Annotated in this window: 27 protein-coding genes and 1 riboswitch; of the genes, 13 read left to right on the top strand and 14 right to left on the bottom strand. The window is 35.7% G+C overall.

From position 1 onward, the window contains the following. Positions 1–132: 132 nt before the first annotated feature. Positions 133–1,089 carry a DMT family transporter gene (locus ACMAWV_RS04490; RefSeq protein ID WP_412469864.1) on the top strand — a complete coding sequence of 319 codons (957 nt, stop codon included), beginning with the start codon at positions 133–135 and terminating at the stop codon, positions 1,087–1,089. Positions 1,090–1,101: 12 nt separating this feature from the next. On the opposite strand, the gene ACMAWV_RS04485 is transcribed toward ACMAWV_RS04490, so the two are convergent. Together ACMAWV_RS04485 and msrA are read right to left on the bottom strand one after the other, a co-directional pair. Then, positions 1,102–1,356 carry a hypothetical protein gene (locus tag ACMAWV_RS04485; RefSeq protein WP_103216451.1) on the bottom strand — a complete coding sequence of 85 codons (255 nt, stop codon included), beginning with the start codon at positions 1,354–1,356 and terminating at the stop codon, positions 1,102–1,104. Between the two features lie 239 nt (positions 1,357–1,595). After that, positions 1,596–2,075, bottom strand: coding sequence for a peptide-methionine (S)-S-oxide reductase MsrA (gene msrA, locus ACMAWV_RS04480; protein WP_412462930.1), 480 nt, complete (start codon positions 2,073–2,075; stop codon positions 1,596–1,598). A gap of 37 nt (positions 2,076–2,112) precedes the next feature. Here msrA and ACMAWV_RS04475 point away from each other — a divergent pair, with 37 nt between their 5' ends. Genes ACMAWV_RS04475 through ACMAWV_RS04460 form a run of 4 tightly spaced genes read left to right on the top strand, consistent with a single transcriptional unit; the run spans position 2,113 to position 5,224 of the window. Continuing rightward, a complete protein-coding gene (locus ACMAWV_RS04475; protein ID WP_412469865.1) occupies positions 2,113–2,634 on the top strand; it encodes a TrmH family RNA methyltransferase in 522 nt (173 codons plus the stop codon). Between the two features lie 7 nt (positions 2,635–2,641). Further along, positions 2,642–3,634, top strand: a complete 993-nt coding sequence (locus ACMAWV_RS04470; protein WP_103216448.1) for an ABC transporter ATP-binding protein — start codon at positions 2,642–2,644, stop codon at positions 3,632–3,634. Continuing rightward, positions 3,627–4,424, top strand: a complete 798-nt coding sequence (locus tag ACMAWV_RS04465) for an ABC transporter permease (protein WP_103216447.1) — start codon at positions 3,627–3,629, stop codon at positions 4,422–4,424. The genes ACMAWV_RS04470 and ACMAWV_RS04465 overlap by 8 nt, the downstream gene beginning before the upstream one ends. Further along, positions 4,424–5,224 (top strand): ABC transporter permease, encoded by an 801-nt coding sequence (locus ACMAWV_RS04460; protein WP_103216446.1) that lies wholly within the window; start codon positions 4,424–4,426, stop codon positions 5,222–5,224. Before ACMAWV_RS04465 ends, ACMAWV_RS04460 begins: the two co-directional genes overlap by 1 nt. A gap of 7 nt (positions 5,225–5,231) precedes the next feature. On the opposite strand, the gene ACMAWV_RS04455 is transcribed toward ACMAWV_RS04460, so the two are convergent. The 3 genes from ACMAWV_RS04455 to ACMAWV_RS04445 all read right to left on the bottom strand — a co-directional run bounded on the left by ACMAWV_RS04455 (position 5,232) and on the right by ACMAWV_RS04445 (position 8,240). Further along, entirely contained in the window at positions 5,232–6,824 is a 1,593-nt protein-coding gene (locus ACMAWV_RS04455; protein WP_412469866.1) for a methyl-accepting chemotaxis protein, read from the bottom strand. A 159-nt stretch (positions 6,825–6,983) separates the two neighbouring features. Then, positions 6,984–7,361 carry a Kazal-type serine protease inhibitor family protein gene (locus ACMAWV_RS04450; RefSeq protein ID WP_103216444.1) on the bottom strand — a complete coding sequence of 126 codons (378 nt, stop codon included), beginning with the start codon at positions 7,359–7,361 and terminating at the stop codon, positions 6,984–6,986. A 6-nt stretch (positions 7,362–7,367) separates the two neighbouring features. Beyond that, entirely contained in the window at positions 7,368–8,240 is an 873-nt protein-coding gene (locus tag ACMAWV_RS04445) for an RsmB/NOP family class I SAM-dependent RNA methyltransferase (RefSeq protein ID WP_158246759.1), read from the bottom strand. 51 nt (positions 8,241–8,291) lie between these two features. Between ACMAWV_RS04445 and ACMAWV_RS04440 the strand changes: the two genes are divergently transcribed. Next, entirely contained in the window at positions 8,292–8,651 is a 360-nt protein-coding gene (locus tag ACMAWV_RS04440; protein ID WP_392990989.1) for a hypothetical protein, read from the top strand. Then, on the top strand, positions 8,651–9,694 hold the full coding sequence (gene rlmN, locus ACMAWV_RS04435) for a 23S rRNA (adenine(2503)-C(2))-methyltransferase RlmN (RefSeq protein WP_103216441.1): 1,044 nt from the start codon (positions 8,651–8,653) through the stop codon (positions 9,692–9,694). Before ACMAWV_RS04440 ends, rlmN (ACMAWV_RS04435) begins: the two co-directional genes overlap by 1 nt. Here rlmN (ACMAWV_RS04435) and ACMAWV_RS04430 read toward each other — a convergent pair. Then, complete coding sequence (locus tag ACMAWV_RS04430; RefSeq protein ID WP_412472273.1) at positions 9,674–10,060, bottom strand: thiol-disulfide oxidoreductase DCC family protein; 387 nt, start codon at positions 10,058–10,060, stop codon at positions 9,674–9,676. The two genes, rlmN (ACMAWV_RS04435) and ACMAWV_RS04430, sit on opposite strands and share 21 nt — an antisense overlap. Positions 10,061–10,173: 113 nt before the next feature. Here ACMAWV_RS04430 and ACMAWV_RS04425 point away from each other — a divergent pair, with 113 nt between their 5' ends. Further along, entirely contained in the window at positions 10,174–11,427 is a 1,254-nt protein-coding gene (locus tag ACMAWV_RS04425; protein WP_412462934.1) for a hypothetical protein, read from the top strand. A 51-nt stretch (positions 11,428–11,478) separates the two neighbouring features. On the opposite strand, the gene ACMAWV_RS04420 is transcribed toward ACMAWV_RS04425, so the two are convergent. Further along, positions 11,479–12,252, bottom strand: a complete 774-nt coding sequence (locus tag ACMAWV_RS04420) for a dienelactone hydrolase family protein (RefSeq protein WP_103216438.1) — start codon at positions 12,250–12,252, stop codon at positions 11,479–11,481. A 51-nt stretch (positions 12,253–12,303) separates the two neighbouring features. On the opposite strand from ACMAWV_RS04420, the gene rlmN (ACMAWV_RS04415) reads away from it, so the two are divergent. Next, on the top strand, positions 12,304–13,344 hold the full coding sequence (gene rlmN / locus ACMAWV_RS04415; RefSeq protein WP_412469868.1) for a 23S rRNA (adenine(2503)-C(2))-methyltransferase RlmN: 1,041 nt from the start codon (positions 12,304–12,306) through the stop codon (positions 13,342–13,344). On the opposite strand, the gene ACMAWV_RS04410 is transcribed toward rlmN (ACMAWV_RS04415), so the two are convergent. The 5 genes from ACMAWV_RS04410 to ACMAWV_RS04390 all read right to left on the bottom strand — a co-directional run bounded on the left by ACMAWV_RS04410 (position 13,345) and on the right by ACMAWV_RS04390 (position 17,107). Next, positions 13,345–14,187, bottom strand: coding sequence for a LysR family transcriptional regulator (locus ACMAWV_RS04410; protein WP_103216436.1), 843 nt, complete (start codon positions 14,185–14,187; stop codon positions 13,345–13,347). A 7-nt stretch (positions 14,188–14,194) separates the two neighbouring features. After that, positions 14,195–15,229 (bottom strand): ATP-grasp domain-containing protein, encoded by a 1,035-nt coding sequence (locus tag ACMAWV_RS04405; RefSeq protein WP_412462935.1) that lies wholly within the window; start codon positions 15,227–15,229, stop codon positions 14,195–14,197. Beyond that, the gene (locus tag ACMAWV_RS04400; RefSeq protein ID WP_412469869.1) at positions 15,226–16,233 is read right to left on the bottom strand and encodes a putative zinc-binding metallopeptidase; all 1,008 of its coding nucleotides are present in this window, start codon (positions 16,231–16,233) and stop codon (positions 15,226–15,228) included. The genes ACMAWV_RS04405 and ACMAWV_RS04400 overlap by 4 nt, the downstream gene beginning before the upstream one ends. A gap of 85 nt (positions 16,234–16,318) precedes the next feature. Further along, positions 16,319–16,630 (bottom strand): winged helix-turn-helix domain-containing protein, encoded by a 312-nt coding sequence (locus ACMAWV_RS04395; protein ID WP_158246757.1) that lies wholly within the window; start codon positions 16,628–16,630, stop codon positions 16,319–16,321. 150 nt (positions 16,631–16,780) lie between these two features. After that, complete coding sequence (locus tag ACMAWV_RS04390; RefSeq protein ID WP_158246756.1) at positions 16,781–17,107, bottom strand: winged helix-turn-helix domain-containing protein; 327 nt, start codon at positions 17,105–17,107, stop codon at positions 16,781–16,783. Positions 17,108–17,249: 142 nt separating this feature from the next. On the opposite strand from ACMAWV_RS04390, the gene ACMAWV_RS04385 reads away from it, so the two are divergent. The 3 genes from ACMAWV_RS04385 (at position 17,250) to ACMAWV_RS04375 (ending at position 20,372) form a co-directional block, all read left to right on the top strand. Then, complete coding sequence (locus tag ACMAWV_RS04385) at positions 17,250–17,834, top strand: hypothetical protein (RefSeq protein WP_412469870.1); 585 nt, start codon at positions 17,250–17,252, stop codon at positions 17,832–17,834. A 102-nt stretch (positions 17,835–17,936) separates the two neighbouring features. Continuing rightward, the gene (locus ACMAWV_RS04380; protein WP_103216430.1) at positions 17,937–18,443 is read left to right on the top strand and encodes a hypothetical protein; all 507 of its coding nucleotides are present in this window, start codon (positions 17,937–17,939) and stop codon (positions 18,441–18,443) included. Between the two features lie 71 nt (positions 18,444–18,514). Next, positions 18,515–18,641: riboswitch (adenosylcobalamin-variant (AdoCbl-variant) riboswitch) on the top strand. Further along, positions 18,597–20,372, top strand: a complete 1,776-nt coding sequence (locus tag ACMAWV_RS04375) for a TonB-dependent receptor plug domain-containing protein (protein ID WP_412469871.1) — start codon at positions 18,597–18,599, stop codon at positions 20,370–20,372. Its footprint overlaps the riboswitch before it by 45 nt. On the opposite strand, the gene ACMAWV_RS04370 is transcribed toward ACMAWV_RS04375, so the two are convergent. Together ACMAWV_RS04370 and ACMAWV_RS04365 are read right to left on the bottom strand one after the other, a co-directional pair. Further along, positions 20,354–21,508, bottom strand: a complete 1,155-nt coding sequence (locus tag ACMAWV_RS04370) for an MFS transporter (RefSeq protein ID WP_392990974.1) — start codon at positions 21,506–21,508, stop codon at positions 20,354–20,356. The genes ACMAWV_RS04375 and ACMAWV_RS04370 overlap by 19 nt on opposite strands. A 21-nt stretch (positions 21,509–21,529) precedes the next feature. Then, positions 21,530–23,683: a UvrD-helicase domain-containing protein gene (locus ACMAWV_RS04365; RefSeq protein WP_412469872.1), complete on the bottom strand. Its 2,154-nt coding sequence runs from the start codon at positions 23,681–23,683 to the stop codon at positions 21,530–21,532. Between the two features lie 84 nt (positions 23,684–23,767). On the opposite strand from ACMAWV_RS04365, the gene ACMAWV_RS04360 reads away from it, so the two are divergent. After that, positions 23,768–24,238, top strand: a complete 471-nt coding sequence (locus tag ACMAWV_RS04360; RefSeq protein ID WP_103216426.1) for an FKBP-type peptidyl-prolyl cis-trans isomerase — start codon at positions 23,768–23,770, stop codon at positions 24,236–24,238. Positions 24,239–24,268 lie beyond the last annotated feature (30 nt).

Genomic DNA, 24,268 nt, shown 5'->3' with positions numbered 1-24,268 from the left:
GATGAATAAAAATACATGATATTATCGTGAATTATTGTCAGCTTTCCTTGGCAATAAATAAAAACTAATGAACTCGTCCATCTGTCGAAACTCTTCATTGTGTTCTTTTTAAAAGCGAACTATATTGAGGCCATGAAAGGTATCATTTTATTAAGTATTGCTTGTGCAATCTGGGGTCTTGGCTTTGCTGGAACTCGATTTACACTAACTGACTATTCTCCTGTTTGGTCAAATTCACTACGCTATATCTTTGCTGGTTCATTTGCCTTTGTGATTTTATTTTTTAGAAATGATTTCAAAAAACTAGCGGGTAATAAAAAAGAAGTTATGGGTGGTCTAATTTGCTCTGCACTTCTTATGATGGCCCTTCAGCTCCAAACTGTTGGTATTGCCATGACAACAATGGCAAAGGCCGGCTTCTTTACTGTTTTCTACGCTATTATTACGCCGATTATCTCCGTTCTCTTTCTTGGTCAAAGAGTTCGTAAAACATTCTGGCTTCTACTATCAACTTCTATGCTTGGAATTATGATGATGAACGGAATGGACTTTAGTAATTTTAATATGGGAGATATTTTTGTTATTGCTTCGGCAGTCTTCTTCTCTCTTCATATTATTGCTACAGATCGCTACGCTAATGATGTTGAAGCTGTTCGCTTCAATTTTCTGCAGTGTATTTTTATGGGACTTATGGGCCTAGTATTTGCTCTGATCTATGAAGGGCCGACTAGCTTATCTGTTCTTTATACAAACTCACCATTTAACTTCCCATCACCACTATGGGGATTCTTAATACTTTCGATCTTTTCTTCTTTGATTGCATTCTCGCTGCAAATAACGGCCCAAAGAAGTATCCCTGCTCACATTGTAGGGTTAGTCTTCTTAAGTGAATCAATCTTTGCAGCTTTATTTGGTTATATTTTATTTGGGGAAACGCTAGATCCTACAGCGATTGCTGGATCAGTGGTTATTGTTATATCTGTCGCACTTGTGCCAAAATTTACTAATATTAGAAAAGATGAAAGTGAATCTGAAGAATTATTAGAAAATACCGGGGCATCGTCTGTTGTCAACGATACCCGAGCATAAGTAATAACGACCTTAAGCCGCTAATGGTATATCGTTTGAAAATGGAAAAATAACGTTATCTATTTGAGTTGGGATTACTTCTTCAACGATAGTTGCGAACTCGTCCTCTGTGAGGCCATTGATTTGTGCCTCTGACCAAATGATTTCTAATTTTTCATTAAAGACATTACAATTAAACTCGCCTTTAATTTTCGATTGAGAAACGATTGATTTAATCTCATCTCTTGCATGGGCAATAAACGTCTCTCTAAAGTTTTCAATATTCATTTGTGTTCTCCTCGTCATTTAACCAAGGGGCAACCCTCTCTGGAACCCTTTTGGCTATTTAGCTATTATGCAAAGGTTTCGCTAAACTCTAACGAGAAAAATAATTTGATCTAATTTCAGATAGTTAAAATATGAACAAAGGGGTCAATCGTAGTGATTTTATTGAATTAGGTAATTTAAAAGTGCCATAGTAATATGCCAGCTTCAATAAAAACATAGACTTATAAATTCACGTAAATTTATAGCGAACAACTCGTAAGTCCTTTCTTTTTCAAGTACTTTTGGTGGTACTCTTCGGCAACGACATAATTATTCAACAATTCAAGTTTAGTAACAATTGGATTTTTAAAGCAACCACTTTCTTCAAGCTCTTTAATGGCCTTTGCTCCAGCTTCTTTTTGTGCTTCGTTACTATAAAAAATCACACTACGGTATTGAGATCCAACATCAACGCCTTGGCGATTTAAAGTAGTTGGATTATGGTTATTAAAGAAGATATCTAATAGGTTTTCAAACTTTATTATTGATGGATCATAAGTAATTTTAACTACTTCAGCGTGACCAGTTGTATCAGTACAGACTTCTTCATAAGTCGTTTGGTCGCTTTTTCCACCTGCGTAGCCAACTTCAGTTTCAATGACTCCCGCAAGCTTTCTAAAGGTTTCTTCGACACCCCAAAAACACCCTGCTCCAAAAACTGCGACTTCGATATTGTTCATTGCAAACCTCCGATTTATTTCGTAATTTAACCGACATATGAGCAAGAAAACAAGAAAATTCTTAGAAAAGAAATTTGAAAAAGAACTAGAAATAGCAAAAGAAAAGGCCGTTCACGGACAACATGAGATCATCATTATTTTAGATCATCTAAAGGGTGGCTTTAATATTGGAAAGATACTCAGGTCATGTGAGATCTATAGTGTTCACGAAGTTCACATTGTTGGAACAAAGTTCTTCGATGTAACCATTGCCAAAGGTGCACTCAAAAGAGTAAAGACATTCTTCTATGATAATATTGAAGATTCGATTGAGCGAATTAATGAACTTGGCTACACTCCTCTTACTCTCGATTCAAATGCACAGACATTTTTAAATGAAAGTGAACTTCCTAAGAAGTCTGCCTTTATCTTTGGCCATGAAGAATTTGGTCCACTAAAAGAAATGCCTGGAATTGAAAGACTAAAGATCAAGCAATATGGAATGACAGAATCTTTAAACGTCTCTATTGCTGCAAGTATTGTCATGTACGAATACACTAACCAACACGCTAGCGAGTAAAGTAAAAATGATTGAAACAAATAACCTCACAAAGAAATTTACTAGTTATAAAAAAGAAGAAGGATTTAAAGGAAGTATTAAATCGTTCTTTAATCGTAACCCTATAACAAAATATGCCGTTAATGACTTTAGCTTCAAAGTTGAAAAAGGTGAAATAAAAGGCTTACTTGGTCCTAACGGAGCAGGAAAAACAACACTTATGAAAATGCTTACGGGAATTATTGTTCCCTCAAGCGGAGAAGTTACAATTGCAGGCTACAAACCTTGGCAACGTGACAAAGAGTTCAGAAAGAAGATAGCTCTAGTTATGGGGCAAAAATCTCAACTTTGGTGGGACATTCCGGCCATGGACTCTTTTCAATTACTTCAAAAGTATTATGAAATCCCAGACGACCAATTCAAAAAGAAGCTTGGTTACATGGGTGAACTTTTAGATGTAACAGAATTATTTCATATTCACGTAAGAAAGCTTTCTCTTGGGGAAAGAATGAAGCTTGAGTTAATGGCATCTCTACTCCATGAACCAGAAGTATTATTCTTAGATGAGCCAACGATTGGACTAGATTTAGTAGCACAAGAGAATATGAGAAATTTCTTAAAAGAATATCACGCAAAAAATGAGCTATCGATTATTCTAACATCACACTACATGGCCGATGTTCAGGCGCTTTGCAAAGACCTCGTTCTAATCTCAAAAGGTCAAAAAGCATATGATGGCCCACTTCAGAATCTTGAAAAGATCCTTGGAGATAAGAAATCAGTATACTTCAGCTTTGATAGGGCCATTGATACAAAAGAAGAGTTCTGGTCAAAGCTTGATTGCGACTTCTTAGATAATGCTTCAAGTGTAGAGTTAAGAGTTGATAAGGAAGAGCTTTCAGAGATTTCTGCGGCAATTCTTTCAAAATATCCAGTTGTTGATTTTCATACGGAAAAACTTCCAATTGAGAAAGTAATGAAGAAGATCATGGAGAATCCGGAGATTCTAAGTAATGTCTAATCTTATAAAATGGTGGCAAACCATTAAGATCTCCATTGTAAAGTACACGGCATACCGCCTAAATTTCTTCCTCCAAATAATTGGACCGGCACTGGTGTTTCTCTTTATCAAATACAACTTGTGGACGGCAATTTTTGAAAGTACAGGAAGTGATACAATTAAGGGCTATACGCTTAAGGCGATGCTTACGTACCACGTCTGGGCCTTTGTGGTTTCACAACTTGCCCAAGGTCATACTGCTCTTAACTTGGCCCTTGATATTCGAATGGGAAGGATTTCAACATATCTAATCTACCCTTTTAATTTTTGGGAGTTTCATACCGCTTCATTTATTGGCTTTCAAATTATTCAATTATTTGTAACAGGTTTTGCAATATTCTTGTTTTCGATAATTGGTATTTTACCAAGTGTCGACTTACCGACACTACTAAATGGTGTTGGGGTTTGTCTTTTTGTAAGCCTCTTTTGGTTCTCGCTACAATACTTAACGGGTGTTATGGCATTTTGGTTAGAAGAAACATGGATATTGAGAGTTATGCTTCAGATGATCACAGTTTTCTTATCAGGTGCAATTATTCCGCTAGAACTATATCCGGACTTCTTTAGAGAAATCCTTATGTATACACCATTTCCCTATCTAACTTACTATCCAATTAAGGTTTTCATGGGAGAGGCCGTAAGCTATGCAACTTTTTTTAGTGTCCTATCTCCATGGCTAATCCTTGTTAGTGTTATCAGTGCATTAACGTGGCGTCGTGGGATTAAACTTTACACAGCGGCGGGGATGTAATGAGTTTTAGTTCGGAAATTAAACACTATCTTTCAGTATATAAGAAATTTATCTCTACAAGTACTGCCGTGGCCATGAGCTTTCGTACGAGCTTTGTTCTTATGGTTATGATGGATCTTATGTTCTTTGGTTCGGCTTACTTCACTGTTGATTTTATTTTTGATCACGTGGATATGGTCATGGGTTGGAATCGAAACCAATTCATGCTCTTTCTCTCATATGTCTTATTAGTTGATGGCTTCCACATGATTATTTTGAGTCAGAATTTTTGGCGCTTTAGCGATGATTTAAAATCAGGTCAGCTAGACTACACAATCTTAAGGCCACTAAGTTCTATCTTTAGTGTCTTCTTTAGGAATGTAAGGCCTTCCTCAATTCCGACTTTAATTCCTGCAATTGTAGTATTTAGTTATTATGCAAATATAAACAATTTCTCTCTTTTTCAGTGGTTATTAGTTCCTCTGCTGTTAATCCTATCTTTGGCCCTACTGGCAGTTGTCGAGTTTGTCATAAGCTGTGCAATGTTTTGGTTGGTAGAGGGTGTAGGTATTAACTTCTTTAGAATGCAGATGCAGCAACTTTCGCGTTGGCCAGATCTGATATATGGTGCCGCAACGAAGAGAGTCTTTTCAACTCTTGTTCCAATTTTACTTGTAGGCTCGGCCCCTATTCATTTCTTACTAGATATGAGTAAGTGGCACTACCTACTTTTAATGGTAGTTGCCACTGGTGTATTTTGGTTTATCTTGTTAAAGCTTTGGGAACGTGGACTTCAAGTCTACGACTCGGCTTCTTCATAGGCCATATTCAAGCAGCTTGTCTTCTTTCACTTTCTTCACCCAAGAAGACAAGCTCGATCTCTCCAATTGAACGATTCACAAAGCTAACTTCATTTAAAAGCTGATCTGCGATATTTGATGCTCCTTTAGCAATTCCAGTATTTGACTTAGAAGAGACATCGATATTTGAAATTGAATTTTGTAACTCAGAAATCCCCTTTGATTGCTCATACGTTGCAGTAGTAATTTCTGTAATTGAGTTAGTAACATTCTCAACACTATCGACAATTTCTTCAAGAATTTGCCCACACTGATTTGCTACTTCAGAGCCAGAAGTCACACTATTTCTAACTTTTTGAACAAGATCAGTAAGCCTCATATTAGACTCTTCAACAATTGAGTTTACTTCATTAACACTTGTGCTAACCATATCTGAGATTTCAATTGAAGCATTTCCACTCATTTGGGCCAATTTACCGACTTCTTCAGCAACTACGGCAAACCCTTTTCCAGCTTCTCCTGCCCTTGCAGCTTCAACTGAAGCATTAAAAGATAAAAGCTTTGTTTGAAAAACGATATCATTAATAATTTGAGTTCTTTCCTCAATGCGATTAATTAACTCAACGATATGAAGCATCTTCTTATTGTTATCCGTAAATTCACCAACCATCACATCAATATCACTATCAATACCATTCATAGAATGAATCATTTTCTTAACAATTTTCTTACCAACTGCGGCCTTACCTAAACTCTCCTGTGCTAAATTATTTGAAACCTTAGCATTATCAGCAGTCATCCTGACCATAGAACTAATCTCTTCTAGAGAGCTTGAAGATTCTTGTAATGATGAATCTTGTCTTTCACTAGATAGCGATAGTTCATTAGATGTCGATGCAATACTCTTTGCACTCTTTGTCAGTGATCGAGATGTATTAGTTAGAGCAGTGATCGTTGCCTTTATTTTTTGCGATATATTAGATGCATAAGCAACACCGATAGAGAAGCCAAGGATAATTCCAATAAAAGAAACGACGACTAATGTAATTTGTAAGCTACGAGCTGTTGAACTAACCACTGATGCGGAAGTGAGAACTTCTTTAGACAGTCGTTCATTGTATTTATCTAAAACTCTTTGGTAATTTTCAGCAGCTTCTGGACAGTGAATTAAGAAAATTTCTTGAAGTTCAGATCTCGCCTTCTCGTTATTAATCTTTGCAAGTTCAACTGCTCTACCACCAACTTTCTTGAAGTCATTCCACTGCACTTGAAGTTCATTAAATATTTTTTGTTCTTCTGCATTAGAAATAAGACGACTTAGTTTATTAGCAGCTAATTCATAATTATCAATCATCTTTAGAGTGTTAGAAATAGCGCTTTCTCTATTTCTTCGATCCAAGTCCTCAAGCCCAAGAGTTCTAACTTGAATTCGCGTTTTCTGATAACTAACATCCATTTCACTTAGTAATGAATTTCGAGGAATAATATTCTCGTTAAAGAAGCTTGATTGCTCACTCAATTCACTTACACCGAAGTAAGAAACAGTACTTATAACAATACTGACAACTGATAAAAAGAAACATAGTAGAATTAACTTAACTTTAAAATTCTTATTCTTCATTTATCCTCCATAACCACTTGAAGTATCGTACAGAGGCAAGTTTAATTAAAGTTTAGTATTTAAACTAAACCTATACAGAATAAAAATAAATAGAATTGGATATGTTGAATTCTAACAATTTAAGCAATAAAAAAAAATCAAAAAAAATCAAAAGTAAAATTAGTGGGACTCAATTTTTTCGCACGCGCCTTGATGTTTTATTTGCACTTTTTGGCAATTTGCGTTGCAAGCACTACCGTAAGTCTTTCCATCAACTCCACACACTGGCATCCAAATCATCGGACAGATACATGGTGCTTTCCCCTGTGGATGATGAGGCTTCATCGGAGAAGTAGCGTCGGGCCTTAGTTGTTTTTTATTTGTAGTCTTATTTTCTTTATTATCACATGCACCGTCAGAGATTTCAGTGGCCCCTGATGCTTGTGCCATACAACGATTTGAGTAAGTCTTCCCATTCCCACAAACAGGACTAAATTCTTTTGTACACTTAAATGCGTAACTATTAATTGTTAGAACAATCGCTAAAAAGAATTTCATATCTACCTACTTTTTTCGAAGTTTACACATGTACAAAGGACCTATTTCTCCCTTCGCATCCGGTAGAAATATTGTACCATATTCAGTTTTTTCTCCAAAACCGAAAGTATTTAGTTCTTGAACAAGCTCAACTTGGTCAGCTCTTTTTTTAAGAACCTTAGCTATAACTTCATCATTTTCAAGACTAGATATAGAACATGTTGAATACAGAACTTCTCCACCACTTTTAAGGGTCAAAAGGGCCGAACACAGAAGCGAGTATTGAGTGGCCGCAAGATTCTTAGTTCTCTTCTTAGACCACATATTGAGATATTTTTGATCATTTAAAGTATGACGCTCTCCGGAGCATGGTGCATCGAGAAGAACAAAATCGAATTCATCTTTTAGGTTTAGGCCATACTTATTGCCATCAAAGCCGCGAATATCAATGACATCCCTCATCTCTTCTGGCACATACTCTGAAATAACACGGCGTAGGCGCTCTTTTCGATTTCGAGAAAGCTCATTTAAAACAAGGTGTCCCTTTCCTTGCATTTCTTCAAAAAGAACTAAACTCTTACCTCCAGGGGCCGCACACATATCAAGAACTTTGGATCCCGGAGTTGGATTTAGATTACGAGCAACGATAACGCTAGCAGCATCCATGATATAGTGGGATTTAATTTGCTGATTTTCACTCACTTCGCCATTAGCATAAACACCTGCAATGATTTCATCGGAATCAATAAAATCACCTTCAAACCAAATATTACGACGATAGGCCTTTTCCTCTTTCTTTGTGAAAGAGTCCTTTAATGAAGGCCATCTCTGGCCCCACATTTGTGAGTAAAAATATTCAAAGCCCTCTGGGCCTTTCGTTGGTGCAGCTTGGTTTTTCATGCGCATCATGTTACTAAATAAGGCCTAAACAGCAAAGTAAAGGATCGTGAAATGGAAAAATTTATTGATCAAATTATCAAAAATTTAAGTGCCAATGGCTTCCCTGAAAAGAAAGTCTCACTTCCAACTGAAAAAATGTATGAAGTTGCAGATAATAAAGGTTTAAGCCTTAATAAAGTTCTCGAAGAATTAAGAGAAAAGAAAATGATCGACAGTGAAATCGGTCCAGAAAAGATCGTCTTTTCAATGCAAAAATTTGAAAATCAACAAGATATGTACGCTAAGGCACAAGAGATGATGTCTCAAATGTCACCAGAAGAGCTACAAAAAATGCAAGATATGATTCAAAACATGTCTCCAGAGCAGCGTGAACAAATGATGGAACAAGCAAAGAAAATGGGGATGATCTAATAGAATCATTTTTTTCTACTCCACTTTCAAGTCTAGAAGACTTCATCACAGAGCATGGATTCACAAAAGTTCATGCTCAAACGATCTATACTCAGATCTATAAGCACGGTGCAAAATCCTTTGAAGAAATTTCTGGATTACCACAAAAGCTTTATTCGTTATTAGAAAAAAAGTACTGCTTTGATTTTCTTGAGATCGCCAAAATTCAAGAATCAGTTGATGATAAAACAGTTAAGCTCTTATTCAAGTTAAGCGATGGGCGCACTGTTGAAACAGTCTGTGTCCCTTTTCAAAAGAAGTATACTCTTTGCCTCTCTTCACAAGTTGGTTGTGCAATGAAGTGTTCATTTTGCTTTACTGGAACTCAAGGACTAACACGCTCTTTAGAAAAGAAAGAAATTATTCTGCAATACATACAAGCATATGCCTATATCAAAGAGAAATTTGAGGGCCACCAAGCAGCTCCTAATATTGTTTTTATGGGTCAAGGAGAGCCTCTTCATAATATTGATAATGTTGCAGATGCCATTGAGATTCTAAAAACCACAGAGGGCATGGGACTAGGTCCAAGGCAAATTACTCTTTCAACGGCCGGCTATCTTCCGGGAATTAAAAGATTTAGTGAATTAGGAAGCGTTAACTTTGCCCTAAGCTTTCACTCTCCATTTAATGAAGAAAGAAATGAGCTTATTCCATTAAATAAAGCCTACCCTATTGCGGACCTCATCGAAGAGCTTAAGTCTATAAAGCTCATGAAGCGACAATTTCTAACTTTTGAATATTTAATTATTCGCGACTTAAATCATACGAGAAAACACGTTGAAGAAATTGGAAGGCTATTAAAAGATATGCCTGTAATTTTCAATCTAATTCCTTTTAATGAATTTCCAGGTGCACCCTATAAGAGGCCAGAGATGGCAGCAGTCGAAGAGTTTAAAGCTGGGCTTATGGAGTTGGGGTTTCATGCAATGATTCGCACAACTAAGGGCGATGATATTCTAGCAGCTTGTGGCCAATTAACATCACAAGAAACGCTTAGCTAATTCACTATCAGGAATTGGACAAGTATCCATTTCCTCACCAATTCGATATCGATTATTAGCAACTAGTTCATATAGCCAATTTCTTATCACCTTGGGAACGATCTTAAATATATTGAAATACCCATGGCCAAGCACATCCATCACAGCAATGACCGCATCCGACTTAGTAGAAAGCTTACCATTTTGATAAAAAACTACTGTCGACAGATTCTTAACAAAATCTTGTTGAAGATAATTCAAGGCCTTTGGGTCCTGTAAATTACAGAATTTTACCTTTTTCTTGTGGTCAATTCGATAAATAAACTTGACGAGCCTATTACATATTAAGCACTTACCGTCGATGAAGATGATATTCATACTATCCATTCTACACCATCTGCCAAATTGTAAAAATTATATTTGCTGAGTTAGAACTACATTGTTCATATTAAGTATGTTAGATTTTGCCAACTTTTACCCTATTATCGAGAGAGCAATCTATGAAGAAAATTCTACTTCTTGGTGTTAGTGCCATAACCCTTTTAAATCTTACGTCATGTGGGAATCGTTCAAGTATTTATGACGACAAGGGACCAACTATTAACAGTCAAGGCCTAAAAGGTGATGCTGTTGCTTCAGAAGTTTCAAATGCAAACTTTGTTTGTGACAGATTTTCAAAAAATGGATGTATTGATCAAGTCCTACTTATGGGTAAATTAAATCGTGGAAAACTTCAAACATGTGCAGCTTTCTTTGTTGGTGAAAATTTAATTGCGACAGCAAAGAAATGTCTTCCAAGCAAGCAAAAAGATCAGTCGTACTCTGACTGGCTTGACTCAGCTTGTTCGGCAGTTGCTTTCAAAGACCTTAAAGGTTTCACATATACTTGCTCATCAATTGAAAATCAAAAATATTCTGAAATTGCTCTAATCTCAACAAAGCAAAAGTCAAAAGTTGGATTTCTTGAAACAACTAATGAAGGTATTAACTTTGGTGGAAAGAACCAAATCTTTGAACTTACAAGCTTTAAAAAAGGTTTTGAAATTAACTATGCTTTATCAGAAGGTAAATACACGAGAGCAAAGAAAGAGTGTAATGGACTTACAGATTCACTTCTGACAACAATTAACGGATCAAAAGATTCTAAGAACTTTGTCCTTTCAAATTGTGCAATTGATTGGAACTCAACTGGTTCTCCAGTTCTAGTTGATGGAAAAGTTGCTGGTATGCTTCATGGTAAAATCGAAGGTGATGCAGATTTTGGAACAAAAGTGAGTGATAGAGATGGTGTTGCAGTTGCTGAAAACTTTGCATGTCAAACTAAGTTTAACGCTAATACTCCAGCTGCTTGTGATCTTCATAAGCTTGGAGATAAAATTAACAGCCTAAAAAAGACTCTAAAAAATGCCCTTGTTAATAATGGGACAGCTTTTGATGCAAATACTCAAGATATTACAATCTTTAGAAAAGATTCAAATCTAATGGTTCTAGCAACTGAAAAAGCAACGACTTGTGCAACAGAAGGTGAAAAAGGAAGCTTCCAAGCTTGTAAGGTAAACTTACCACTTAAGAACAAATTCCTTTCAACTCTTGATCTTGCAAATGTCGCTCTTGATTGTGACAACGCCGTGACAACAAATTGGAAAACAATCAAAATTGATGAGAAGCTAACAAGACAATTTAGCTTTGAAGACTATACTTTAGATGGATACCACGCTGATAGATTTTGGATAGAAATTCCAGCTTGTGAATAAGTAGTAAAAAGAAAAAAATATAAAGGCCGCTCAATCAGCGGCCTTTTTTATTTAAAGTGTATTTTGTAGAAACTCTCTCATTAATTCCCAAGACTCTTTATCTGCTTTTTCATTATAGGCCAATGGAAGATTAAATTTCTTCCCATTCTCAGTCGCCTTAGGATTCGTGAAGGCATGAGTTGCACCTGGTAGGTTCACAAATCTCATAGGAAGCTGCGATCTTCTTATAACCTTCTTAAAATTAGCGATATCGTCTTTTGACACTAACGGATCATCTGCACCATTTATTACAAGTAGCTTTGCCTTTGAGTTCTTTGTGACTTTTTTAATCCCACCTAACGAGCCGTGAAAAGAGACAACTCCCTTCAAGTCTGCTCCTTGGGTAGCATTGAAAAGAACCACAGCACCACCAAAGCAGTAACCGATCGCTCCAATTCGTTCAGCATCGACACTTGGCTGCTCTTTTAAAAGCTCCATGGCCTTATTAAATTTGGCCTTTAGAAGAGTTGGATCCTTAAAAGCTTCAGTAGCAAATTTCATTGCATCCTTAGGATGATTTGCCTGTTTTCCATCTCCATACATATCCAGTGCAATAGCATTGTAGCCAAGCTCAGCAAGTTGATCTGCTCGCTTACGAGCATATTCATTATGTCCCCACCATTCATGAACAACGACTATTCCAGGTCTCTTATCATTCTCATTTCCAGTCAGGGCCATATAGCCCTTAAAAGTCTTATCCCCTACTGTGTAATCAACATTCTCCGTTGTAACAGATGAACAGCTTACAAAGCCCATCATCATAAAAATTGGCAGTAAAATTCTCATTTTTCCTCCTAAAATATTGACTGCCACAACGCAATCAGATAATTATGCATTATGACAAAAACAAGCCTATATAATTTAACTTTAGAAAGTTTCCCATATGATGAAGCAAAAATCATGGGAAAGTGGGTCTATAAAAAGTTAAATTTTAATCCTGACACCTGGGAGAATGCTCCACGTGTACTTAGAGAAAAGGCAAAAGAATATGACCTATCACTGCTAAAAATTCTTTGGCAGGGACTTTCGAAGGACGGAACACGTAAGTTTCTTCTTGGTTTAGGTGATAAGAACTCAATTGAAGCGGTTCTTATTGAAAGTGAAAATGATAAGCGTCTAAGATCGACTCTGTGTATTTCGTCACAAGTCGGATGTGCTATTGGTTGTACTTTTTGTCACACAGCAACTCAAGGGCTCACAAGACACCTGCAAACTTCAGAAATCGTAGGACAATACCTAACTGTCTCTAAGTGGATGCAAGAGAATGTCGATCCGAAATATCAGATTTCAAATATTGTTTTTATGGGTCAAGGTGAACCACTTCATAACTTCGAGAATGTGAAGAAGGCTTGCTATCTTTTGACTGATCCTCTTGGAATAGCTCTTAGTAAGCATAAGGTTACAATTTCAACATCAGGTTTAGTACCAAAGATCAAACAATGGGAAGAACTACCAGATGTGAATGTTGCCATCTCTTTGCATGCAATTAGAAATAATCTACGTAGTGAGCTGATGCCAATTAATAAACGCTACCAAGTTGATGATCTTCTTGAGGCTCTTAGATCAATTCCAGTTAAGAACTCTCGTCGTATAATGTATGAGTACCTCTTAATTAAAGATCTTAATGATACGCAAGAAGATATTGATGGGTTGATAGAAAACCTTCCGAAGAAGGAATCAAAGATTAATATCATCCCATTTAATGAATATCCTGAAAGTAAGTTTAAACGCCCAAGTGATGAACATATTGAATGGTTTCAAAGATCACTTCAAGCTGCAGGTCTTACTTGTACAGTTAGAGAAACTAAGGGTGATGATATTCTAGCGGCTTGTGGCCAACTGAAAACACAATACGAAAAACTTAATCTTCCATCGTAATTAGATTAGCGAGTCTTTTACAAGTGCAAGAATATCCTTTACAAGCAAAGAGTTCTTCTTCTCTACTCGATAAACTAACGCAATTTGGTCCTTAACTATCGGTGAGTTATTTACAGGAACGAGGTTCTTATAATTAGAGGCCACACGACTTGGAAGAAGACCAATACCAAACCCTTCATTTGTGAGCTTGGCAATCACTTCTAAGTTATCGCTTTCAACATGACCATCGATTTCAATCGAGTCATTTTTAAGCTTTCTTAGTAAGTCCTGACTTTGTGCTAATTGAGGATTAAAAATTAATTTATTATTTTTTCTTTTTGGTCGGCTCGACTCAAAAAGCTTAACCTCATCGAGACCCATCTCATTAATAATAAGGTCTGGATGTTTTATAGGATTAACGACAATTCCAAAATCAACTTCAAAATCAATAACTTTTCCAGTAATGATGCGTGAAGAATCGTGAATTAAATTGAAATTTAAACGAGGATACTTCTCGTATATCGAAGGTAGAATATGTGGGAGAGAATATATTGCAACTGAAGGATGAATACCAACCTTGAACTCTCCAATAATTTCTCCACCTTCTTGATTAAAGATATTCTTAGCATCTTGCCAGTCTTGTAAAAGCTTATTTGCACGATGATGAAATTCTTCACCAAATTTAGTAAGTTCAATTCCGCTTTTAAGTCGAATAAAAACAGGAGCACCAAGCTCCTCTTCTAATCTTTTAATTGAATAACTTAATGCCGGTTGTGTTAACCCAAGTTGTTCTGAAGCTCTAGTGACATTCTTAAGCTTGGAAACAATAAGAAAATTTCTTAAGTCATCTAATTTCAAAGACATTCGATACCTACTTTATTAATTCATTAATTAATTTTTTATAATCCATTCCTGCTAATTTTGCGGCCATGGCAAATTCATCTTTTGTTGCGACATTTGGATTGGGGTTGGCCTCAATTATATAAGGAATACCTTCTGGACATACTCGCAAATCAATTCGTGCATAACCTGTTAGCTCTAATACTTTATAAGTTCTTTTACAAATTTTTATAATCTTATCTTCCAGCTCTTTTGTTATCTTAGCTTTTCCAGTCTCAATACCTTTATCCTGTCTATATTTAAGACTCCATTTAGCTTTTTCAGAGTAAAGCTTAGCAAGTGGATTATCGATATTATTAAAAGCAAGCTCTAAGATGGGAAGAACCTTCAGTCTTTTTGCTCCCATTACTCCAACGAAGAACTCACGACCTTCGATAAATTCTTCAATAATTACATCTTCCTCATATTTATCCATAAGATAAATAATGCGCTCAATTGCCTTTTCAGGAGATTTAACTATAGATGCCGAACTAATTCCAAGAGATGCATCTTGATAGAGGCATTTTACAATTAATGGATACTTTAATTTCTTAGATATTTTCGTAACTTTGGCTTTTGAGCGGCTTGTGAAAACCTGAAACCCAGGTGTCTTAATCCTGTGGTACGAAAGAAGTTTTTTGGCCAACGCCTTATCTCTTGCTATCATGAGCCCGCGTGGATTGGCCCCTGTATATTTAACTTTCAGTAATTCAAGGTAAGAAACAACGTTTTGATCAAAGAGTACTTTTCCATCAAATTCCTCTAAGAGATTAAACACAACGTGTGGCCTAAACTCTTCAATGGCCTCTCTTAATGGCATAAGATCAGAGTAGACACCAACGATATTAACTTCATGACCTATTTCTTTTAGTGTTGAAATAACATTATATTCCGTAATCCACGGTTTAAATTCAAAGTCGTCTTTTTTCTTATCTTCTTTAGATATATCAGCTGGAGGAATGAGATCAGAATGAACAAGAACTAACACTCTTTTCTTTCTTTTATGACTTTTTTCTTTCTGGCTCACATGACTATCCTGTCGCGCCCCTCTCTAAAGTATTTATCAGCATGCGATAACACAATATTTTGTATGATTTGAGGGCCATACTTATTTGGAATCATAAGCTTTTTAGAACTTGAGATACTTTCCAAATCATTTACAACAGATTCTATTTTATATTGATATTCTTTTGTCAGCAAGGATATATCCCTAACGAGCTCTCTCCTTAAACCACCGATTACTTTATCTAGCTCTATTCCTGTCGTTTCATTATGGATAAGGTACTTTTGAATATGATGTATACTACGACGTGCTTGAGAGCTTTTACGTAATTTCTTTCTTTTAAGCTTAAGATACTCTCTTACTGTTAATTCACTTTCTTCAATACTATCAATCTCTTTATAACAAATGACGTTTGGCTTTTTATTACTTAAGGCCTTCATCATATTATCAACATACTTTAATTTTTTAAGAGCAGGCCAATTTTCATAGACTCGTTTCCAATTAGAACGTGGAGTTAGCCATACTGAAAATGTTTCAGCAAAATCTTCTTCTGGATGAGCTTGTGCATAGTTGTCTTCGAGATGGTACACAAACTTCTTTGAGAACTTCTTGGGTTCATAAAAAGTAGGATATGTGATTTCATGATCGCCAAAGATTGATTTTCTCTGTTTGTCGTCTTTTAGAAAATATGCATTATCCATGACATGACCACATTCATGTCTCAAAAGCTTCATGAACCAGTCATGAGTCTCCCCCTCACAAGCACCTGTAAATTCTTTTTCTAATTCAATTAGTTTTGGATGCATGAGGGTGAAAGGAACGGCAATGCCAGAGATTGAATCTGGACAAAACCACTCGTCACTTAGCCAAACTTTTGGCTTTACGAGTAATTTCTTTGCCGAGAGCTCGCCAGTAAGTTGATCTAAACAAGGAGCAAATTTACTTTTTTCAAAGCAAATATCAAGCTCCCACAACTGAGCGTTGAGAATGTCTTCACGACAAGCGAGGTCCAAATTCAATTTAATCATATTAATCTCTTCAAAGTAGTGGCGATTATAGCCCTAACCAGAAGAAATTAAAGAGATTTTAGCGACCTATGAATTATTTATCAGTTCATAAGTCGTTAATACAAACTTGGCCGTTGCGATTGATTTTTATTTTAAAATCAACGCCTTTAATCTTTGCACGAATATGGGATAAATGCGTGTTAATTGTCTTGTTTGTAACAACAACAGGGCCCCATGTACCAAGAACTAGCTCTTCTAATGTATAGATTCGCTTTTGACTTGAAATTAAGAAATTTAAAACTTTGAATTCTGTCTTAGTTAATGAAACCTCTCCATCATCAACAAAGACTGTCTTTGTGTTGGTGTTGATTCGTAAATTACGAAATCCGATCCACTCATTTTGAAAAACAAATGACATATTTCTTTTCTCCTCCCCCCTCATTTATTTACCTTAAGGGCAAGTGAGATATTACACAAGCTGTAAAATCAACAAGTTACGAATCTTATCGCTACTAATTAAAATAAGTTTGTTTAGGCTAACAATTTTAGCCATTTGACGCTTTATTCTTTAGAGATCGTGCAAACAGATTTGATTATTTCGATTAATTCTTATTCTAAAGTCAACGCCTTTTGTTTTATGACGAAGATGAGTTAAGTGAGTATTGACAGTTTTATTTGCCACTTCCACATCACCCCAAATATATTCAACTAGTTGCTCACGCGGATAGATTCTTTTTCCGCCACTTAATAAGAAATATAGTATTTTATATTCCGTCTTTGTTAATTCGATTTTGCGATCATCCACTAGAGCAAAACGATTTTGTGGATCGAGAGTTAAATTTCGAAAACTAAGTTGCTTTTCACCCGTGGCCTTGTCATTGTCATAAGCGTGCATATTCATTCTCCTCTAAAACTGTAGTTGAGAGAATTTTATTCCATTGAACAAGTCCATGTTTTTGAGGTAAAAAAAGACACATAAAGAATATTCAGTTATTAATTTATATTAAATATTATTAATCAAAAGATAAGAGAGTTTGATGGAAAACAAGAAGGCACTTTTTTGGAGTGGTGGGCTTAGCTCACTAAGTTGCTTAAAACTTTTAATAAAAGAAGGCACAAGCAAAAGTGATATTGTTCTCATTACTCTACTTTCAAAAGAAGGTAATGAAGTTGGCCATACTGGTATACCAGAGGAAATCATCTCTCTTCAGGCCAGGTATATGGGCATCAAGCTTGTCAGGCTCTACAATGATGAAATAAGTTCTAAGGTCTTAAATAAATTGAGTGAACAGGGTTACAATTTTTATAGTGGCCAAAGAAATGATAAATTTTCAAAAAATCCTATTATTGCAAATCTAAAAATAAATACACCATTTCTCGGTTTATCTTATATAAAGCTTCTTGAAGATCAAATTAATCGAGCAATTTTAACAAGTGTGGATAGAGAAGATCATCAACGTTTTCTAGGAAAAGAACTTAAAGATATTGAGATAAATTTTGATGAGATGGATATTGATACTTTTGTTGTTTTTGACCCACTCATGAGAATTCGTATTCCTTTTTCTAAAAATATCATTATCGAAAAAGATAACCACTTTATTTGTAAAATAAGAAATGTCTAATGCCAAAGTATCATCAGAGACTTTGAAATTTCTTTAACATTACTATCATACTTGCTTGCCCCTTCAGTCATATAATCGTTAGTGATCATATTTGGAGGTCTTATGAAGAATAAAAGAAAATTCTTATTTGTAGGTGCGCGAATACTTATGGGAGCCACCCTACTTTTGGGAGGAGTTACTCCAGGACTTGGCTTACTTACAGAATCTCAATACACACCTGAAGCGTTAGCTTTCATTAATTCGCTTCAAGACACCGGATATTTATACTACATGATTAAAACACTTGAGATTGTCTTAGGTACAATGTTCTTGTTAAACTTATTTGTTCCACTAACCGCTGTTATCGCTGCACCATTAGTAATTAACATTTTATTCTTTGAGCTTTTTCTTTGTAATTCATATTTAATTGCACCGATTATTCTCATCGCTTGCGAACTTATTGTTTACCGCGAACATCGAAAATTATTTAATTGGCTATTTAAATACCAGATTCATACACACACGAATGATCTCGATGCACCAGATATGATAATTCTATCTGATTTAAAAGAGAAAGATCCAAAGATGTACCAGAACGTTGTTGATTCTCAGTATTATCATAATATTTAAAACAAATATTGAGTTGGCCCGTTATCTGTTTAATTGACAGATAATGGGCTTCTTGTAACTATCTTCCTAAATAATTTATAAAGATAAAGGTGAACTCTGTGAAATTCAGAGACTGTCCCGCAACGGTTAGAGTCCGAGCCCTTCAATTTTATTATGTCTCGGAGGAAGATCATAAAAACACTACTTTATTACGCCACTGCATTCTTACCATTAACATCAATTGCACAGATTACAATTAAGGCCACAAAGCTCGACACAAGTTCAGAAAGAATAACGAGTGCTGTTACTGTAATCACTCGTGAAGAAATTGAAAACACTGATGCCACAACACTTCAACAGCTCTTACAAAGTAAAGCAGCTATCTTTATTGGCCAGACAGGTCAAATTGGATCTGCTTCTAGTCTTCGACTACGTGGGTTGCCTAGCGGTTTCTCAAAAGTTCTCATCGACAATATTGAACTAACTGATCCTACTGATATCAATAATTCATATCAGATTAATCATCTTAATCTGGATAATATTGAGAGTATTGAAATTCTAAAAGGTAGTCAGTCAATTTTATACGGATCAAATGCCATTGGTGGTGTTTTAAAGATCAATACAAAGAAAGGTATAAAGAGCTCTAGTGTTAGAGCTGAGTATGGAAGTTATAATACGGCAAAGCTTGCGGCCCAATCGAGTGGTCACATGGAAAGGCTTAGTTACGGTGTTAATTTTTCATATCTTCAATCAGATGGATATTCTTCAGTAAATGAAGATCGATTAACAAATGCTGAAGATGACTCTTATAAGAACCTAAGCTTCTCATTAAACACGAGCTATCTAATAAGTAATCAAATGGAACTAAACTACCAAGGTCAGTTCATTGATTCAGAAATCGAAATTGATGGCTTCAATTTTGTTCCACCATTTAACCCTATTGATGTGGCAGACAATGATCTAAATAAGTACAAGCAGTACAATAACTATCTGGGGCTTCGCTATAATAGCTCAGATGAGAGATTCAGCCTTACTCCAAGCATTAGGTATTCGACAATTAGAAGAGAGGATCCTCAAGGCTTCACTCCACTATTTCGCGGTGAAGAAACTGATGTAAAGCTAGATGCCACTTATGAATTCTCTAAGAGCTTAAATTCATTCTACGGTATCCAATATCTCAAACAAGATGACTTAACACTTGGAAACTATAGTGAGCTCTTCTCTGTTTATACAACTTTCAATTACGCTTACAAGAACTGGTTTTCAGATCTAGGTGTACGCTTTGATAAATTCTCAACTTTTGATTTAAATACTATCGCTAGTATTGGCCTTGGTTATAACTTCACAAGAGAACTTTCTCTAAAGGGTCATTTCTCTGGTGGATATAAACTTCCAACTCTTTATCAGATAGCAAATCAACTAGAAAATTTAGATCCAACAGACAGTATTAATAGCGAACTAACGCTCTCTTATAAGAAAATCACATATCAAGTTGAACTTACACTATTCAACTATGATTTAAAGAACCAAATTGACTACGATGCAATCAATATGGGTTATCTAAATATTGCAAAATCTGAGATTCAGGGTATTGAATTTAACTTTAATCAAGAGTTTCAAAACTCATTTACACTCGCAACTTCTTTAACAATTCAGAAAGCGACAAATAAGGTTACTAATTTGGATCTTGCTAGAACACCAAAGGCACTTGCAAGTGTAGAGTTAGGATACAGAATAAACGATTCTCAAAGAATTACAAACTGGTGGCAATATGTAGGAAAACGAGAAGACTTTGGAAGTATGCCTTCTTATGTAATCGGAAATCTTAACTATGAATATCAGAACTTTAATTTCAAAATCATTAATATCCTCGACAAGGATTATGAAAATATTCGTTACTACGGAACGATGGCACGTAGTTATTTCCTAGGCTACAAGCTCGACTTCTGATGATATTTCTTTACCATCGCAATAGCGATGGTAAAGAATATTATTGATCCAATATTTAAAAAGTAGAAGAAATTAATCGCATCCTTTGCGCCAAAATTGTCAGCAATAACACCAAAAACAAAGTGCATAATAGCAATACTTACTCCGATATAACTCATCGTCTGGGCCAATACCACGTGATTCTTTTTTGGAAAGTTATTTGAAACCCAATCAACGATAACAGGAAAACAAAAAGACATGAACAAGGCCGTCATTGGATAAAAGATATGGTGAAATTGTCCTAAACTAAAACATATCAAGCTTGTTAATAATGAAATGTAGATTAACTTATTCGATGATAATTTAATATTTAAGAAGGCAAAGCCTAGCCTTCCTAACATAAGAAATAAAAAGAAGTAAGACAGATAATTATTAGCGTTAATATCTGAATAATTATGAGCTTCAACAAGATAGAATTTCAATCGAGAAGAGAGCATGATTTCAGATGCAACATAGAAACCAGCAAATAAACCAATCATCAAATTCATTAAAAAAGCATTTGGCATTGAACCATCGTTCTCTTTTATTTCGTCATGATGAGTGTCTTCAATAAAGAAAGAATAAATAAATACTAATGCACATGGTATTAATAAGAATTTAAAGAAGTGAATCCAATCAGAATTTAAGAAATAAAATAGGGAAAGAATTTGTGGGGCCAATAAAGAGGCTACACCGTAGACACCGTGAAGTCCTGATAAGTAGCGCCTTTTATGTTCTGAAGGTGCACCATTATCAACCATGAAATTCATGGTGATACCAGTAATACCGAAACCGAATCCGGCCCACGCACCAAAGAAGAGACTCAAGTCAAAATTTAAAAAGTCTCCACCTAGTCCAATTCCAAACGTCCCTATCCCCATCATAACCATGGCCATTCGAGTTGCTCTCACAGGGCCAAAACTCGGAAGCCAAAATGAAGTAGTAAGGTATGCAATGAAAGAAGTTATGGACATCAAAGAGAATATCAATGAACCTTTATCAGGTCTAATTTGAAAATATTGTAAAAGCTCAGGATAAACACTACCGCGTCCATTATCAATAAGGCTTAAGGCCACAAGTGATAAGTATCCTAAAGAAACATAACCAAAATTTTTCAAATCAACTTCCTTCTAAATCAATTAAGCAATTAGTGACTTATCTTTGAATAGAATCCAAAGCTGATGAATTGCTCTAGTTGCAGCAAGGTGCAGTCTTTTTCTTGCAGTATTATTAACTGGATAAACATCCTTATCACAGTCAGGAATAATAACGTAATCAAACTCAAGACCTCTAATTTGCTCAACTGTTGTCACATCTACACCTGGTCTCAACGAAAAGTTCTCATCAAGTACAAGTCTAATACTTCCAACTTCTTCAATCTCTGAGTATAGCTCTCTTGCAATACTTTCTTTCGAACAAATAATAGCAATTGAAGCTTTCGGTTCACGGTTCATTAGTTCTACAAGTGCACTACTGATGAGCATTGAAGCATGCTCAAGGTGCTGCACAGACGTTTCAATGATCGGTCCTCCATCTCTTTTCGATTCAGGAAGCTCTTTTGGAGCCAATGGCCCAAGAACATTATGTGCAAAAGAAACAATTTCTTTTGGAGAACGATATGAAACATTAAGTTCTTCAACTTGCATATCATCCACATCAAGCTCAAGTGTATGACAAACATCGTGCCATGAAGTGAATTCAAAAGTGCTATCAATTTGTTGAACACTATCTCCTGCAATCGTGAAGTTTCCTTCTTGATGTTTAATTTGCCCAAGCATAATTAGTTCTGATTTTGAAAGCTCTTGTGCCTCGTCTAAGAAGATATGGCGATACGATTTAAACTCACGTCCAAAGTAGCGAAGGTGACCAAATTGCTTAACAATTAAGTAATTAAATAGCGGAAGATCATACTTATCAACAAATCCTGAAACATCTTGTCCATGATTTGCATAATCCGAATCTTTATCTAGTCCTTGAATTTGTTTGGCCGTATAAAATTTTAAATCATTTAACATGTGAGTCGTTACCATACGATTTGTCATCTCAGGTAGCCTCTCCATACGCTTTGAATCAGAAAAGATATTAAGTAATTCTTCTCTTACATTTTTAAAGCCATTTAAAATCTTTTTCACTTCAACTTTTAAAACAGAGTCACGTGTATTTTCATAAAGGTTCTTAACACGAACATAAAGTGGACGAGTGCGATCTTTAGTAAAAAACTCAAGGTCTGTCCCTTTAAGCTTCTTTTCAATATTTAATTCTTTTTCTGCTAAGTACTCATCAATAAGCTTTAGTAGCTTTGGATTTCTTTTTATTGTAACGATTGAATCAAGAGGATTATCTTCGATCTTCTTAGGAACCGAGCGCATATTTTGGAAGACAATCTTTTTAATTAGATCATCAAGAGTCGATACACGTACTTTTTCAAGTTGTGATTCAATTAAGAGTTTCTTTGATAATTTCACAAGTCCGTTATTTGGAACGATTACCATAACTTCTTCTTGGCGAATTCCATCTTCACGACAAAGCTTTGCAATTCGATATAAAGCAACTGTCGTCTTACCACTACCAGCACCACCTGTAATAAGAAGAGGTTTTTTAGCACTTTGATTAACGAGATCGTACTGAGTCTTATCAAGTAGAGAAATAACTTCTGGCCCATCAAATCCAGTGCGTCCACTACCAAGACTCTGGTTAGCACTCCCTTCTCCACCAGCAAGTTTTTGTGTTGATTCACTTAAAGAAATCCATTCTCTATCTCTTAGAACATTTGTGTTTCCTTCTCGATCAATTCGCACAAGTTGCTTGTCTCTAACAGTTAGGATTGATTTTTCTAATATATGCCCTTCGATAATTCGATCATCTAAGTCGAAATCAAAATCATCCCCCTCACCAAATTGATAGAAGATTCTCGCCATCGGTGACTTTTTCCAGTCAATAATTTTAAACTTTAACTCTTTATGTGAAAAAGGCGTATGCCCAATAAGAAAGTCTTTTAACTTTCCATTTTGTTCAATCTTAAAATGACCAAAGAACGGCGACTCTGCATTAGGTAAACTCTGGTGTTGCTCATAACGATCTGCTAGTTGATTAAGAAGGTTCATTTGCTGGATAATTCCAGGAAGGTCATCTTCCTTACAATTAAGAGATTCATCTCTAAGGGCCTTAATATTCGCTGCAATATCGGCTAATGCTGCAGCATTTAAATCTGGAACTCTATTAATTAAATCAACAGTTTGCGCAAGGAAATCATTGATCTTTTGGATATATTCTTGATTTACTAATTCACTCATTCTTTATTTGCCTTTAATCATCTAGCTTGTTAGTGTTGACCTTTAATTTTTTATATTAATAATCAACAATTAGAGGGCCCTATTATGCCAAAAGTTATCGGATTTCACTACACATTAACGAACTCAAAGAACGAAGTTTTAGACAATTCTGCTGAACATGGTCCACTAGTTTTCTTAGAAGGTGTTGGTCAGATCATCCCAGGTCTTGAAAAAGAAATCGTAGCAATGAATGTTGGTGATAAGAAAGTTATCAATGTACCTGCTGCTGACGCATACGGTAATATAAATGATGAACTAGTTATTACTGTGCAACGCTCACAATTCCCAGAGGATGCACAACTTAATATTGGTGACGTATTCCAAGTTAACCAAGACCAAGGACTTCCTCCATTTGCAGTTATTGCAATTGAAGGCGATGAAATTACTTTAGATGGTAACCACCCACTTGCAGGTGAAGACCTAAACTTTGATATTGAAATCACTGAAGTAAGAGAAGCAACAGAAACAGAACTTGCTCATGGACATGCTCATGGACAAGGTGGATGTGGCCACTAATCAATCTTTACCTTTTTTAAGTTAGAATAT

The sequence above is a fragment of the Halobacteriovorax sp. RT-1-1 genome, from assembly GCF_047085455.1.
In the GTDB taxonomy this organism is placed as follows: Bacteria; Bdellovibrionota; Bacteriovoracia; order Bacteriovoracales; family Bacteriovoracaceae; genus Halobacteriovorax_A.
This window is presented reverse-complemented; position numbering and strand designations above follow the sequence as displayed.

Excerpts from the sequence above, each read along its gene's own strand:
- ACMAWV_RS04490 (WP_412469864.1), top strand. The coding sequence starts at position 133 with ATGAAAGGTATCATTTTATTAAGTATTGCTTGTGCAATCTGGGGTCTT.
- ACMAWV_RS04485 (WP_103216451.1), bottom strand. The coding sequence starts at position 1,356 with ATGAATATTGAAAACTTTAGAGAGACGTTTATTGCCCATGCAAGAGAT.
- msrA (WP_412462930.1), bottom strand. The coding sequence starts at position 2,075 with ATGAACAATATCGAAGTCGCAGTTTTTGGAGCAGGGTGTTTTTGGGGT.
- ACMAWV_RS04475 (WP_412469865.1), top strand. The coding sequence starts at position 2,113 with ATGAGCAAGAAAACAAGAAAATTCTTAGAAAAGAAATTTGAAAAAGAA.
- ACMAWV_RS04470 (WP_103216448.1), top strand. The coding sequence starts at position 2,642 with ATGATTGAAACAAATAACCTCACAAAGAAATTTACTAGTTATAAAAAA.
- ACMAWV_RS04465 (WP_103216447.1), top strand. The coding sequence starts at position 3,627 with ATGTCTAATCTTATAAAATGGTGGCAAACCATTAAGATCTCCATTGTA.
- ACMAWV_RS04460 (WP_103216446.1), top strand. The coding sequence starts at position 4,424 with ATGAGTTTTAGTTCGGAAATTAAACACTATCTTTCAGTATATAAGAAA.
- ACMAWV_RS04455 (WP_412469866.1), bottom strand. The coding sequence starts at position 6,824 with ATGAAGAATAAGAATTTTAAAGTTAAGTTAATTCTACTATGTTTCTTT.
- ACMAWV_RS04450 (WP_103216444.1), bottom strand. The coding sequence starts at position 7,361 with ATGAAATTCTTTTTAGCGATTGTTCTAACAATTAATAGTTACGCATTT.
- ACMAWV_RS04445 (WP_158246759.1), bottom strand. The coding sequence starts at position 8,240 with ATGAAAAACCAAGCTGCACCAACGAAAGGCCCAGAGGGCTTTGAATAT.
- ACMAWV_RS04440 (WP_392990989.1), top strand. The coding sequence starts at position 8,292 with ATGGAAAAATTTATTGATCAAATTATCAAAAATTTAAGTGCCAATGGC.
- ACMAWV_RS04430 (WP_412472273.1), bottom strand. The coding sequence starts at position 10,060 with ATGGATAGTATGAATATCATCTTCATCGACGGTAAGTGCTTAATATGT.
- ACMAWV_RS04425 (WP_412462934.1), top strand. The coding sequence starts at position 10,174 with ATGAAGAAAATTCTACTTCTTGGTGTTAGTGCCATAACCCTTTTAAAT.
- ACMAWV_RS04420 (WP_103216438.1), bottom strand. The coding sequence starts at position 12,252 with ATGAGAATTTTACTGCCAATTTTTATGATGATGGGCTTTGTAAGCTGT.
- rlmN (WP_412469868.1), top strand. The coding sequence starts at position 12,304 with ATGACAAAAACAAGCCTATATAATTTAACTTTAGAAAGTTTCCCATAT.
- ACMAWV_RS04410 (WP_103216436.1), bottom strand. The coding sequence starts at position 14,187 with ATGTCTTTGAAATTAGATGACTTAAGAAATTTTCTTATTGTTTCCAAG.
- ACMAWV_RS04400 (WP_412469869.1), bottom strand. The coding sequence starts at position 16,233 with ATGATTAAATTGAATTTGGACCTCGCTTGTCGTGAAGACATTCTCAAC.
- ACMAWV_RS04395 (WP_158246757.1), bottom strand. The coding sequence starts at position 16,630 with ATGTCATTTGTTTTTCAAAATGAGTGGATCGGATTTCGTAATTTACGA.
- ACMAWV_RS04390 (WP_158246756.1), bottom strand. The coding sequence starts at position 17,107 with ATGCACGCTTATGACAATGACAAGGCCACGGGTGAAAAGCAACTTAGT.
- ACMAWV_RS04385 (WP_412469870.1), top strand. The coding sequence starts at position 17,250 with ATGGAAAACAAGAAGGCACTTTTTTGGAGTGGTGGGCTTAGCTCACTA.
- ACMAWV_RS04380 (WP_103216430.1), top strand. The coding sequence starts at position 17,937 with ATGAAGAATAAAAGAAAATTCTTATTTGTAGGTGCGCGAATACTTATG.
- ACMAWV_RS04375 (WP_412469871.1), top strand. The coding sequence starts at position 18,597 with ATGTCTCGGAGGAAGATCATAAAAACACTACTTTATTACGCCACTGCA.
- ACMAWV_RS04365 (WP_412469872.1), bottom strand. The coding sequence starts at position 23,683 with ATGAGTGAATTAGTAAATCAAGAATATATCCAAAAGATCAATGATTTC.
- ACMAWV_RS04360 (WP_103216426.1), top strand. The coding sequence starts at position 23,768 with ATGCCAAAAGTTATCGGATTTCACTACACATTAACGAACTCAAAGAAC.